The 14,006-nt window shown below is 39.4% G+C and carries 12 protein-coding genes; 11 read left to right on the top strand and 1 reads right to left on the bottom strand.

The genetic code is table 11. The features are described 5' to 3' along the window. Positions 1 to 456: 456 nt before the first annotated feature. On the bottom strand, positions 457 to 1,218 hold the full coding sequence (locus tag KHZ77_RS06670) for an IclR family transcriptional regulator (protein ID WP_295197040.1): 762 nt from the start codon (positions 1,216 to 1,218) through the stop codon (positions 457 to 459). A 245-nt stretch (positions 1,219 to 1,463) separates the two neighbouring features. Here KHZ77_RS06670 and KHZ77_RS06665 point away from each other — a divergent pair, with 245 nt between their 5' ends. From KHZ77_RS06665 to KHZ77_RS06615, 11 genes are all read left to right on the top strand, one after another. Then, positions 1,464 to 3,434, top strand: a complete 1,971-nt coding sequence (locus KHZ77_RS06665) for a YjhG/YagF family D-xylonate dehydratase (protein ID WP_295197038.1) — start codon at positions 1,464 to 1,466, stop codon at positions 3,432 to 3,434. 29 nt (positions 3,435 to 3,463) lie between these two features. Then, complete coding sequence (locus KHZ77_RS06660) at positions 3,464 to 4,810, top strand: gluconate:H+ symporter (protein WP_295197036.1); 1,347 nt, start codon at positions 3,464 to 3,466, stop codon at positions 4,808 to 4,810. A gap of 108 nt (positions 4,811 to 4,918) precedes the next feature. Beyond that, positions 4,919 to 5,812 (top strand): dihydrodipicolinate synthase family protein, encoded by an 894-nt coding sequence (locus KHZ77_RS06655; RefSeq protein WP_295197032.1) that lies wholly within the window; start codon positions 4,919 to 4,921, stop codon positions 5,810 to 5,812. 318 nt (positions 5,813 to 6,130) lie between these two features. Next, positions 6,131 to 6,772 (top strand): hypothetical protein, encoded by a 642-nt coding sequence (locus KHZ77_RS06650; protein ID WP_295197029.1) that lies wholly within the window; start codon positions 6,131 to 6,133, stop codon positions 6,770 to 6,772. Between the two features lie 260 nt (positions 6,773 to 7,032). Further along, positions 7,033 to 8,199 carry an iron-containing alcohol dehydrogenase gene (locus KHZ77_RS06645; RefSeq protein ID WP_295197026.1) on the top strand — a complete coding sequence of 389 codons (1,167 nt, stop codon included), beginning with the start codon at positions 7,033 to 7,035 and terminating at the stop codon, positions 8,197 to 8,199. Positions 8,200 to 8,637: 438 nt separating this feature from the next. Next, complete coding sequence (locus tag KHZ77_RS06640) at positions 8,638 to 9,168, top strand: isochorismatase family cysteine hydrolase (protein ID WP_295197025.1); 531 nt, start codon at positions 8,638 to 8,640, stop codon at positions 9,166 to 9,168. Positions 9,169 to 9,487: 319 nt separating this feature from the next. After that, positions 9,488 to 9,943: a MarR family winged helix-turn-helix transcriptional regulator gene (locus KHZ77_RS06635; RefSeq protein ID WP_295197024.1), complete on the top strand. Its 456-nt coding sequence runs from the start codon at positions 9,488 to 9,490 to the stop codon at positions 9,941 to 9,943. A gap of 108 nt (positions 9,944 to 10,051) precedes the next feature. Next, positions 10,052 to 10,381: a multidrug efflux SMR transporter gene (locus tag KHZ77_RS06630; RefSeq protein ID WP_295197021.1), complete on the top strand. Its 330-nt coding sequence runs from the start codon at positions 10,052 to 10,054 to the stop codon at positions 10,379 to 10,381. A gap of 330 nt (positions 10,382 to 10,711) precedes the next feature. Next, positions 10,712 to 11,992 carry an L-serine ammonia-lyase, iron-sulfur-dependent, subunit alpha gene (locus KHZ77_RS06625; RefSeq protein ID WP_295197019.1) on the top strand — a complete coding sequence of 427 codons (1,281 nt, stop codon included), beginning with the start codon at positions 10,712 to 10,714 and terminating at the stop codon, positions 11,990 to 11,992. A gap of 538 nt (positions 11,993 to 12,530) precedes the next feature. Next, positions 12,531 to 13,016 carry a ferritin gene (locus KHZ77_RS06620; RefSeq protein WP_295197016.1) on the top strand — a complete coding sequence of 162 codons (486 nt, stop codon included), beginning with the start codon at positions 12,531 to 12,533 and terminating at the stop codon, positions 13,014 to 13,016. A gap of 450 nt (positions 13,017 to 13,466) precedes the next feature. Continuing rightward, entirely contained in the window at positions 13,467 to 14,006 is a 540-nt protein-coding gene (locus KHZ77_RS06615) for a CtsR family transcriptional regulator (protein WP_295197014.1), read from the top strand.

Genomic DNA, 14,006 nt, shown 5'->3' with positions numbered 1-14,006 from the left:
CATCTAAATTTAATGTAAACACCATTGACTGTAAAGTTACTTTATAGATTACAATAACAACGTACTAAGAAATAAGACATCTGAGATACAGAAAGTCAGATACAATGACTTGTAATTTATACTTGGAAATAATTGAAAAAAGAGGTGTTTCACATGTTAGCAATTTTCATTTTATTACAACAGGCTATCGAAAACTATTTCAAAACTCTATAATACACAGGTTCAATCAGGCCGGTTCGCTCCGGCGATCCTATGACCTGATATACCAAAACCTGTCTTAGAGACAACACAAAAGCCAATTAACAAATAAACTTAGATACTAATCTAAGCACTAAACTAAACCATTAAACGCATAAAAAGCAAACAAAAATCCATTAAATATAAAAGGAGCAGACTTATTACAGTCTGCTCCTTTTTGTTATGCAGAAAATTTACTTTTTTTAGCTAGAAAATAGATTAGTTGCCTATTTTTAGAAGATGGAGATTTTCAATTTCTTCTTTGGCATGTAGGAGAACCTCTTTAATTTGTGCTATTTTCTCATCATTAGTTCGGAATAGAGGCAAGCTGATACTCAAGGCAATGCTTTGATCGGTTGTCAGCACGATAGGCGTGGCATAACAACAGAGGAATGGTGTAACCTCTTCTGATTCATAGGCTATATCAGTTGTTTTGATTTCTTGCAATTGTTCCCAAAGACGGTCAAAGTCAGTAATTGTGTTTGGAGTTATAGCTGTTAATCCTTCAGGATATAAAGCTTCTAATTCCTCTCGGGTGTAGCTGGAAAGAAGAGCTTTACCTAACGCCGTAGCATAAGCAGGCAATTTTTTCCCTGTATAGGAAATGATTTGTATAGGAGACTCTTCTGTAGGTACTTCTTTTACTAAATAGAGTATTTCAGATCCTTCCAAGATCCCCAATTGACACATTTCATTCGTTTCTTGAGTGATGCGTTGCATGATTCGCCGCACTTGAGGAATAAGCTCATTTGTTATGTCGTATGATGAGGCAATGGCGTGGAGAGAAATACCTAAGAAATAACGACCGCTATTGTTGTTTAAGTAGAGATAATTTTGAAAGACCATCTCCTGAAGAATGGGAGAAATAGTACTTTTAGGAATGGCCAGTTGTTGTGAAATTTGTGTTAGCGTAAGTCCTTGCGGATGGCCGGACAGCAAGTTAAAAATACTCAGTACGCGTTCGGTGGGTTTGTGAAACATGGTGATACATCCTTTGACTTCTAAATCCTTAACCTATTGAATCTTTACGAGAGAAAAACAAGAGTAATTAATTATGTCTTCTTTTATGACAATTGTCAAACTATTACTTTTGGTAAAATAATAAATCTCTTATTGACATGATACTCCATTTGGACTATTATGTAAACATAAAAGTACGGATATAAGTATTTAGATTTCGTAAATACGAACAAAAAGTTTTAACAAGTGCAAGGAAAGGTGAGAATATGGCTATCAAATCATTGTATGCAGACAACAAAACCGACATTCAGGCAACACAATTATCAAAGAATGGACCAACAGGTGCCTTACCATTAACGGACGAGTTATTACGCAAATCTCCAAGTGGTAATTTATTCGGTATGACTGTTAATGCCGGTATGGGTTGGGATCCTACGAAATTAGCAAATGGTGATGTAATGCTCATCAGTACTCAGGGCGGTATTAAAACTGATAAACGAACTGTAGCAGTAGGGTTGCATAATGGTCACTTTGAATTATCTGATTTAATGACAGAAGCAGCAGATGCTGTAGCTGAATTAGGTTTTGTGCCACATGCAGCATTTGTAACTGATCCATGTGACGGACGCAGTCAAGGGACTATCGGCATGTTTGATTCATTGCCTTACAGAAATGATGCGGCTATCGTAATGCGTCGACTTATTCGTTCATTGCCGACTCGTAAAGCCACAATCGGTGTAGCCGGTTGTGATAAAGGGTTACCGGCAATGATGATGGCATTGGCCAGCATGCACAATGAACCTACTGTATTGATTCCCGGTGGTGCTACATTGAAGTCCAATGACGGCGAAGACTTAGGTACAGTACAAACAATTGGCGTTCGCTATGCTAATGATGAAATTTCTTTAGACTACGCTGCATCTGTAGGATGTAAAGCTTGTGCATCTCCTGGCGGCGGTTGTCAGTTCTTTGGTACAGCCGGTACTTCACAGGTTGTTGGTGAAGGGTTAGGCCTTGCGATTACTCACTCCGCATTGGCTCCATCAGGCCAGCAAGTATGGCATGACATGGCTCGTATGTCCGCAAAAGCAGTTATGGGCTTAGCAGAACGTGGAATTACGACAAAAGATATCTTAACTGATAAAGCAATCGAAAATGCCATGGTACTTCATGCAGCATTTGGCGGTTCTACTAACTTGTTGCTCCATATTCCGGCGATTGCATTTGCTGCCGGTTGTAAGAGTCCTTCTGTTGCAGATTGGTCTCGTATCAATAAAGAAGTACCTCGTTTGGTTAGTGTATTGCCTATCGGTCCTGTTAATTATCCGACTGTATATGCATATATGGCCGGTGGTGTACCTGAAGTTATGTTACACTTACGTCGCCTCGGATTATTACATGAAGATGTAATGACGGTAACTGGCAGTACATTAGGTGAAAACCTTGACTGGTGGGAACAATCCGAACGTCGTCAAATCTGCCGTGCACATCTGGAAAAATCTGAAGGCGTATCTCCTGATGAAGTTATTTTCACTCCGGAAGAAGCTAAAAAACGTGGTATTGGTTCCACTGTTACATTCCCAACAGGCAATATTGCTCCTGAGGGTGCTGTTGTTAAATCAACGGCTATTGATCCAAGCGTTATTGATGACGATCATGTATTCAGACATACAGCAAAAGTTAAAGTATTTACTTCTGAAAAAGCTGCTATCGCGGCCTTAAAAGAAGTGGGCAAAGTTGTAGCCGGAGATATCTTAATCGTTATGGGCGGCGGTCCTAAAGGTACCGGCATGGAAGAAACCTACCAATTAACGTCCGCTTTGAAGCATTTACCATTCGGTAAACATGTATCGTTGATTACAGATGCTCGTTTCTCCGGTGTATCGACCGGTGCCTGCTTCGGTCACGTAGGACCTGAAGCGTTAGCAGGTGGTCCACTTGGTAAATTACAAGATGGCGATATTGTAGAAATTATTGTAGATACGGTAAATCTTGAAGGTAGTTTGAACTTTATCGGTCGTGAAGGAGAGAAAGTTTCCTATGAGGAAGGGGCTAAGATTTTAGCAGAACGACCAATGCGTACTGATATTCACGAAGACGATGATTTACCTGATGATACACGTCTATGGGCAGCCTTACAAGATGTAAGCGGCGGCACATGGAAAGGGAACGTGTACAACGTCGATAGAATTATTGAAGTATTAGAAGCAGGTAAAAAAGCATTAGCTGAAAAATAATAAATTAAAACCATAGGGAGGGCTTAATTATGCCGTTACTCATAACTGCTGCAGCGGTAGTACTACTGATATTTCTGATTTCAAAATGCAAAATCAATACATTTATTTCACTTGTTATCGTATCTACTTTGGCGGGGATTGCCTTTGGCATCCCTTTGCCAAAATTGCCTAATACATTAGAAGCAGGTATGGGCGGTACTTTAGGTCACATTGCATTGATCTTCGGTCTCGGGGCTATGCTTGGTCGTGTTATCGCTGATGCGGGTGGTGCACAGAAGATCTCCATGACATTAATTGATATGTTTGGGGAAAAGAACATTCAATGGGCTATTGTGGTTGCATCCTTTATTGTAGGGATTGCGTTATTCTTTGAAGTAGGTCTTGTACTTTTAATTCCAATTGTATTTACTATTTCCCGTCAAATGAAAGTGGCTCCAATTTATTTAGGATTCCCAATGTTAGCCTCCTTATTGGCAACACATTGTTTCTTGCCACCTCATCCTGGTCCAACTGTAATTGCCGGTGAATATGGCGCGGATATGGGTAGTGTTCTTATGTATGGTATTTTAATCGCCATTCCAACTGTAATTATTACAGGTCCTATATTCACAAAAATTGCTAAGTCTTATATGCCAAGTGTCTTTGAAAAAGCCGGAGACATTACTGGTTTAGGTGATCCTAAATTCTTCACAGATGAAGAAATGCCTGGTTTCGGTATTAGTATTCTTACAGCTATGTTACCTGTAATCTTGATGATTTTTGCGACTATTGCGAATATTACAAAAGATTTAGGACATGTGGAAAATGCAGCTGTATTACAAATTCTTAACTTCTTAGGCAACCCATCCATTGCTATGCTGGTATCCATTCTATTTGCAATTTATGCATTAGACTTACGTCGTGGCAAACCAATTAAAGAAGTAATGAACTCTTGTTCAAAAGCTATCGCATCCATCGGTATGATGCTTCTTATCATCGGCGGTGGCGGTATTTTCAAACAAATTCTTATCACCGGTGGTGTAGGTACATACATTGCTTCTATGTTCCATGGAACATCAATTTCCCCGATTTTATTCGCATGGACTGTAGCAGCGATCCTTCGTATATCCTTAGGTTCCGCTACTGTAGCAGCATTATCTACAGCCGGTTTGGTTGTACCTGTGTTAGCTACCACTGATGCTAATTTAGCGTTAGTTACGTTGGCTACCGGTGCTGGCAGTACTATTGCATCGCATGTTAATGATGCAGGGTTCTGGATGGTAAAAGAATATTTCGGATTAAGCTTAAAAGAAACTTTTGCAACTTGGACAGTATTGTCAACGATTGCATCCGTATGCGGCTTAGTGTTTGTACTTGTATTAGATATGTTTTTATAATTAATTAACACAAGGTGTACAGGTATGTTATTAATATCTGTGCACCTCTTTTATTCCGATTTTGGCTGAACTGATTACCTGCGGGTAAAGATTTGGAGGATGATGATTATGTTTAAAGGCGTGTACTCTCCGGTAATTACTATTCTTGATGATAAGGGAAAACTCGATAAAGCAGCTATGAAAGCTCATGTTGATCACTTGGCTGCCTCCGGATTGAATGGCTTATTATTTTTAGGTAGTTTGGGTGAATTTTATGGATTTTCTCAAGAGGAAAAGAAAGAAATTATTGACTTGGCCGTAGAAACCGTAAACGGTCGTTGTAAGGTAATTGTAGGTGTAGGTGATACGTCTTTAGACGAAGTGAAAGCTATGGTGGCATACTGCGAAACTGCCGGTGTGGACGCGCTGAATATAGTATCTCCTTATTATTTCGGACCAACAGCTAAGGCTGCAGAAGTATATTTCGGAGACATCGCAGCCAGCACAAAGTTACCGATTATGCTATATAACTTCCCTGATCGAGTAGGAACTGATTTAACGCCTGAGTTAGTTGCTAAATTAGCTGCAACTCATAAAAACATCGTTGCGATTAAAGATACTGTAGATAATATCAGCCATACCCGCAAATTAGTGCGAGAAGTAAAAAAGGTTCAGCCTGAATTCAGCGTATTATCCGGTTTTGACGAATACTACGTAGTAAACCGTTTGTCAGGCGGTAATGGAACTTTAACCGGCTTAACTAACGTGGCTCCGGAACTTTTTGTGGCACTTCATAAAGCATATGAAGCGAAAGATTTTGAAACGATGGAAGATTGTGGCCGTAAGATTTCCATTCTGATGTCATTGTACGAAGTGACCGATTTGTTTATTGTGGCTATTAAAGCGGCTGTCAAAGCGAGAGGCCTTGCTATGTCCACATATACTAAAGCACCGGGTGTTCCAATTTCTGAAGCAGAGCAACAAAGAGTTAAGGAAATTTTAAAAGAAGCAGGTTTACTGTAATATATTAATGAAACGAAAAGCTGAGCCTTATATAATCAAGGCTCAGCTTTTTTTATATTTCGTAATCTTATTATCTAAAATTTTCGATGCTTTCATGTAAAAATCTTGATGCAAATTATATGAAATGAATATATAATTAAAATAGTATATGAAATGTATTTCCTCTTCGGTCTGTTGTAAGGGCCAATTAAGTAAGAGGGGCAAGTGTTTTTTATTTATACTTCCTTTTAGTAATAAAAAAAAGGAATATTGATGTTCCGCAGGGAAGTAATTATATAGTCTTATTTTATTAGAAGGCTTATATACAGGAGGTTATGTATGAAACGAATTTTAGCATTAACATTGGGTGCCACTTTGGCATTTAGTGCTGTAGCCGGTGTAAGTAGCGCAGCAGGTGAAGTAACTAACAATAATTTATCTCAGATTAGCGGTAGTGTTAGTGCTTCGGCTCCAAGTGGTGCATGGTATGGAACAAAGTATGACTTGGCTGAATTAACTGTAGCCGGTGTACCTATGGGTGCAACGTTTGATGAGGTACAGACCAGCTTGGGACAGCCTACTGATGCAGACTATTGGAATAGCCAGACAGGCGGCATGAACCAAGGAAACACTAACGGACGCTCTTACTCGCAGAAGGAAGTGCCTTTGAAAGTTCGCTCCTTAACTTATGGCGGTATTACTTATTCTTCCTATTTGGGTCAATCCCGTGCCGTAGGCCGTGTTACCCTTACTAACCGTGACGCTACAACAGCACGCGGCATTGCTGTTGGTGATACTTTGCAGGATGTATATAAAGCATATGGCGAACCTGTAACTACAGGCAGACAGTTATCTTTAGGAACTCCTGATGAAGCATGGTTCTATGGTACATTCCAAAAAGGTACTGACGAAGTGCGCGGCATCTACTTCCTACACAAAAACAATCGTGTAACTCAGATTATTTTAGTGAATAATATCTAATCTGACGATTAGTTATCAGTAGCTAATTTTAGTCTAATAAAAATTTCAAAACTGACTTGACTTGAAGTGAACTTCAAGGTGTACCATAAGTCTGTAATCAATTATAGCTCGTATTTCCATACGAGCTATAATACAGTGGAAATAGTATACATTTTCTTTTAGTTGCTCATGGTTCGGCCTATATTGGGCTCATATCCATGATTGAATTGTTTGTTTTTATATTTAAACATATACAGTATAAAGAAATGGGAGGACATATTATGTTAGGTACATTTACATTTGAAAATCCAACTCGAATTCATTTTGGTGAAAACGCATTGCAGTCATTGAAGCAAGAGCTTCCTAAGTTCGGCAAGAACGTGCTCTTGGTATATGGCGGCGGTTCCATTAAAAAATCGGGACTTTATGATCAAGTTGTTGAAATTTTAAAAGCTAACGGAAATAATATTACAGAGGATGCAGGCGTAATGTCCAATCCGACTGTAGAAAAATTGTATGAAGGCGTTGAACGTGCTAAAGCCGGTAATGTAGATTTCATCTTGGCTGTAGGTGGCGGCTCCGTTATTGACTATGCGAAAGCAGTGTCTGTATCCATTAACTGCAAAGAAGATCCATGGGAAAAATATTTTGAACGCATGGAAGATGTAGATTGTGAAATCGTTCCTGTAGGCACTATTCTTACTATGGTAGGTACCGGTTCTGAAATGAACGGCGGTTCCGTTATTACTAATCATGCTAAAAAATTAAAAGTAGGTCATGTATTCGGTGCCAATGTATTCCCTAAATTCTCTATTTTGGACCCTACATACACGTATACATTGCCAACATACCAGATGGTAGCCGGTTTCTTTGATATTATGTCCCATTTATTGGAACAATATTTCTCCGGTACTGATGACAATACATCTGATTATGTAATTGAAGGTTTATTGCGTTCCTTAATTCACAGCGCTCGTATTGCTGTTAAGAACCCTAAGGACTACGAAGCACGCAGCAACATTATGTGGACGGCTACTTGGGCATTGAATACCTTTACTCATATGGGTAAACCGGGCGACTGGATGGTACATATGCTTGGTCAGGCCGTAGGTGCTTATACAGATGCTACACATGGCATGACATTGGCAGCTGTTTCTATTCCTTATTACAAACACATTTTACAGGCAGGACTTCCTAAGTTTAAACGCTATGCGTTGAACGTTTGGGGCGTGGACGCTGCAGGTAAAACTGATGAAGAAATCGCTCTTGCAGGCTTAGATGCCATGGCGGACTACATGCGTGAAATCGGCGTAGTTATGAACTTGACCGATCTTGGTGCTACTCCTGAAATGATTGAAGGCATTGCAGATGCAACCTTTATTCTTGACAGAGGCTATAAGAAATTGACACGCGATGAAGTTGTGGAAATTTTAAAAGCCAGCTTATAATTGGGAATTAAGGTTTAAAAAGCCATATCTGAAGTATAGCGTAGTATTTAATACGTTACTACTATTTAACACGTAAGCGGTATTTAATACGCAAGCGGAGTTTAACACATAAAGTTAAAGTAACACATAAAGTTAAAGTAACTCATAAAGTAACACTCACTCCTTTGTTTACGAAGACATCGTAAGTTTGGAGTGAGTGTTTTTTTATTATCTGTAATTAACTGTAATTAGTTGTAATGGGGCAAGAATGATTACTACGGTTTGTAATATAAGTTAAATGGTTTATAATAACGGTAACAGTGAAAATATAGTAAGTAGACAGGTGCTGCGTATAGGCTCTGTAGGACGGACAGGCGGTACAGACAGGAGAAATCCTTAGCAAATACGAATACACCGGAAACATGTTAAAAATCGTAGAGTCCGACAAGGAGGCAAATCATGGGAAAAAAGGTGTTAGTCGTTGTGGATATGCAAAATGATTTTATTTCAGGGGCGTTAGGATCGCCGGATGCACAAGCTATTGTAGAGAATGTGGCTGCCAAGATTAAAGCATTTGACGGTGAAATATTTTACACATTAGATACGCATGATGAATCCTATAAAACATCGCAAGAAGGGACTCATTTGCCTGTAGAACATTGCGTGGAAGGGTCCAAAGGTTGGGAGTTGGCACCGGCTATTTTAGAGGCGGCCCCTATTGATGCGGAAAATGTATACTGTAAAAATCAGTTCGGATCCGTGGAACTGGCGGAAGACTTGCGTGATTTAAACGATATGGAACCGCTTGAATCAGTAGAACTCGTTGGCCTTTGCACCGATATTTGTGTAGTGTCCAATGCGATGCTGTTAAAAGCATTTTTACCGGAGGTACCTGTTATCGTGGACGGTAGCTGTTGCGCCGGTGTAACTACGGCTAAACACGAAGCGGCGCTTGAAACAATGCGCTCCTGTCAGATTATTGTTAAATAGAGTAATTTTACCTCTAAAATAAAGCCAATCATTAGCTTCTGATGATTGGCTTTTTTGCATTTCACTTATGAAAAACTAGCATAATAAAGTCCTAATTCGGACTCTTTACAATAGTCCTAATTTGTACTATAATAGATTTTGCAAGAAGGAAGTAGTATGAATTAGGACTATTTAACTCAAGGATATACTATTTAGCTTAAACGTATAAAAAGATATATAGAAATAGTAAAAGTACAGTTAAAAACATGTTAGTGATTAAGTAAAAACCTATTAAGAAGATAAATAATAGAGAGTTAGAGGATATGTAGGAGGGTGCTGTATGACGAAGCAACATTTGAAACAGGTAGCAGCCTTGGGCCGTTATTTTGGACAAATCAATGAATTATATAATGTGTGGGCTAAGCAACATGGGATTAGCTATAACAAGCTGGCCATATACTATACATTGGTAAGTCAAGGTCACGGAACACAGCGGCAAATTTGTCAGGAATGGGGTATTTCAAAGCAGACCCTGTCTACCATTTGTAAGGAATTGGAAAAAGAAGGACTTATCAAATTTGTGGTAATGCCCCATGATAAGCGAGAAAAGCAAATGGAACTTACGGAACTTGGAGTAGAGAAAATTACCCCGTTAATCGATGCACTTCAAGATCATGAATATCGCACGCTGGAAGAAATCGGGGAAGATCGAATTGATACCTGGTTTGATACGATGGAACAGTTTATACAGGTCTTTTCCGGTCAAAGTGATCAATCAGGTTATAACAGTAAATAACTATGCGAAAGTATAACAGCGTAAAACGCATCAAACTATGAAGAATACCAGTCATTTTCTAAATTTAATTTGAATTATTCATTATTAATTATTACGGAGGATATAAACATGTTAACAGGATACATCTTATTAGCAGTTGCTATTGCAGTAGAAATTTTTGCTACTTCTATGTTAAAATTATCAGTAGGATTTACTCGTTTAGTACCAAGCGTTGTTTTTGTATTGGGTATGAGTCTTTCCTTCTTTGCCATGGGACGCGCTTTGCTTACATTGCCATTAAGTGTTGCGTATGCAGTGTGGGCCGGTGTAGGAACAGCGTTAACCGCTCTAATGGGCGTTCTGGTGTGGAAAGAAGAGTTGAGCATGACAGCTGTAGTCGGTATCGGACTTATCGTAGCCGGAGTAGTTATTCTTAACCTTAAAGGGGCTGCTCATTAATTAAGGCACAGCGATTGTAAAGCATTATCTTTTTGAGCATTTAGAGACAGAGGGGACTTAGTTCAGACTGTTTTCGTATGCGTTCAAACAGATAATGCTTTTTTTATGCGTGAATTTTTTAATATATTTAAAATAAAATATACTTTATTTCGGGAAGTTTTTAATTAATATGGTAATATAAAATTATAAAGGTCTTTAATAAAAGGAGGCGCGGAATTAGTAAGGAGTTTGTTTAAAAGGTGGGCTTCATCGTTTCCACCGCCACAGTATTTATTTTATTTTAAGGCTATGTAGTGCATAGCGAAAAATCTTTTTAGGGAGGGTATATCAGTGAATCAAGACATTTATAATGCGTATGTAAGAGTTTTGAAAAAAGAATTAGTAGACGCCTTGGGATGTACTGAACCGATTGCCATTGCCTATGCCAGTGCGAAAGCCAGAGATGTTTTGGGGGATATGCCGGAGCAATTGGAAGTGTATTGCAGCGGCAATATTATTAAGAATGTAAAAGGTGTAACCGTGCCACATTCGGGTGGTCAACGCGGCATTGAAGTGGCGGCGCTTTTAGGCGCGCTGTCTGCTAACAGTGAAGCGGGACTGGCCGTTTTGGAAACGATTACTGAGGAAGACAGAGAGTTGTGCGAGCAACTGTTGCATGACAAGGTGTGTCAAACCGGTTTGGTAGAGAATGTGCCGAATTTGTATATTCGAATTGTGGCACATAAAGGCGAATCTTCATCGGAAGTTATCATTCGAAACACCCATTCAAACATTGTGCATTTACGCAAAAATGACGAAGTGCGCTATGAAGCACCTGTCAGTGAATCTGCGGCAACGGAGCAGGACGATAAGTCTTTGCTTTCCGTAAAAGATATTTTAGAGTTTGCCGATACAGCCGATTTAGCGGATGTGGAAGATGTACTACGTCGTCAAATGAAGCTGAACATGGCCATTGCTGAGGAAGGCCTGAAACACAATTATGGAGCTCGTGTAGGCCAGACAATCCTGCAACATCAGCCACCGACCGTATTCAACAAGGCGCGTGCCTTTGCGGCGGCCGGATCCGATGCGCGCATGAGTGGTTGCGCCTTACCGGTGGTGATTAACTCGGGTAGCGGCAATCAGGGGATTACTGTATCTGTACCGGTTATGGTATACGCTAAGGAAGAAGGCATTCCTGAAGAGATTCTTTTGAGAGCGCTCATAGTAAGTAACCTGATTGCCCTGCATCAGAAACGGTATATTGGCAGCTTGTCCGCTTATTGCGGTGCCACCAGTGCCGCTTGTGGCAGTGCGTGCGGCATTGCCTATTTGATGGGCTTTGATTATGAAGGTATCGGCGATATTATTACCAATACCATTGCTACCGTTGGGGGCATGGTGTGTGACGGCGCCAAATCGTCCTGCGCCGCTAAAATTGCCACTGCTTTGGATTGTGCATTTTTGAGCCTGCAAATGGCAAAAAATGATCGTCAGTTTAAAGCCGGCGAAGGCCTTGTAAAAGAGGATGTGGAAAAGACCATTGCCTGTGTAGGGCATATGGGACGTGTGGGCATGTATAGCACGGACGTGGAAATTTTGAACTTAATGCTCGATAAAGTAGAGCTCTAAGAATTACGCACTGAGAGCTTGAAGCATTATTTTATATTACTAACTCTTAACTAACTTAACCGGAAATAATTTCTTCGTCTCGCTCGGCTGATTGTAAGCCGGACCTGACGAAGGAATTTTTCTTTTAAGAGGGTTTTAAAGAAGTTTTTTGATTAGCTTTTTAGATTCGGTATTTCCGGAAGGTTATTTTACGGAATTTTTTAGGTACGCTATATGAGAAAGATAATTCATATCCGGGAATTGACAAATTAATTAAAAAGGTCTATAACAAAATCGTAAACAGTACTATTGTTTACCGGCTTATTACAGCGCGTTACATGCGTAAAACTGCATGTATAAATACAAATATTGTATAAACGGTAGGTGAAGATATTGAATTTTAAACTAGTTTTAAAACTGTTAACGTGCTATAATAATTCTGTAAGGAATAACTAATATTTACAAATAATCAATAAAAGTTATTAGTAGATAATAGTAACTGTATGTGTAAAAGATTTTTTTAATTAAGTAATTAAACAGAAGGGGCTCGGTGATATTCATGAAAAAGAGTATTGCAAAAGCATTGAACGAACAAGTAATTTTTGAATTTAATTCCGCATATCTTTATTTAGCACTTTCCTTGGCAATGGCTGATGAAAGCTTCAAAGGTTTCTCCGCTTGGTTACGTTTACAATACCAAGAAGAAATGGAACATGCATTTAAGTTCATTGACTATTTAGAAAGCCGCGACGAAAAAACTACTTTGGGCGATATTAAAGCTCAAGCTATCGACATTAAAGATCCATTGAAAGTAGCTGAAGCAGTTTACAAACATGAACAAGTAATCACTGAAACAATCAACGACTTGTATGCAATGGCTATGGACGAAAAAGACTTTGCAACTATGAACTTCTTGAACTGGTTCGTAAACGAACAAGTAGAAGAAGAAGAAAGTGCTCGTAATTTGGTTGACGAATTCAAGTTCGCAGGCGATAGCCGTGCAAGCCAATTGTTTGTTGACGCTCGTTTGGGTAAACGTCAATAATGAAATTCTCCATGGAAAACAATCGCTTTTCCATGACTGAAAATCGTGAAAACATCATAGAAATACTTAAAGGTCAAACTTTTTAAAAAGTTTGACCTTTTTCTCTTGACAAAAGTCAAAAAGTCAACTATTATATAGCTAAGGTCGAAAGGACAAAAAGACAAAACAACAAAATAAAGGTCAAAGGCTAAAGGCTAAAGATCAAAACAAAGGTTAAAAGCTAAAGCGCAAAACTAAAAGGTTAAAAGCTAAAGCGCAGAACTAAAAGGTTAAAAGCCAAAGAGCAAAACCAAAAGGTTAAAAGCCAAAGATTAAAACCTAACGCTGAAAGACCGAAATCTGTAATATAAGTTTTGCCGATTACGATAGAAAATGCAGGGTTAACAAATGTAAAACAGATGCTAACGGCTGCATTTACATAGAGAATCTGATTGAAAGGTGGCGACATATATGGGAATTTTAGCAGATAGAATTGAACAATTTATCCTGCGTAAGTTATTGGAAGAGCAAAAGAATGTGGATGAAGGCATTGTGTTACGCCGTAATGAATTGGCGGACGAACTCAATTGTGCACCGTCACAAATCAGTTATGTGCTGAGCACCCGTTTCTCCAATGACCGCGGTTTTATTGTTGAGTCAAGACGTGGTCTGGGCGGCTTTATCAGCATTACCCGTATTCCGTTGAAGTCCATCTCTATACAGACTGTACAGCCCGCCAAGAAACAGGGCGGCAGTCCTGAAAAGGCGGACGGTGCGGAAGCGGCTAAGGAAGCGCAGCAGGCCGAACAACAACAGGCCGAGCCGATTACAATCGGTGCGGTGGACCAGTTCCTATTTGAACTGATTCAGAACAAAATGCTGACACGCCGAGAGGCGTCCTTATTGCATGAAGCATTTGTTATCTTGATGAAGGATGATAAAGATTCACGTCGAGATGCAAATGTAAAACAACTTTGTCAAAACATTCTATCTATGTTGAAGGAGGGATAG

The organism is Veillonella sp. (assembly GCF_018364065.1).
In the GTDB taxonomy this organism is placed as follows: Bacteria; Bacillota; Negativicutes; order Veillonellales; family Veillonellaceae; genus Veillonella_A.
Note: the sequence above shows the minus strand (reverse complement) of the source record. Positions and strands in the feature narration are given on the sequence as shown.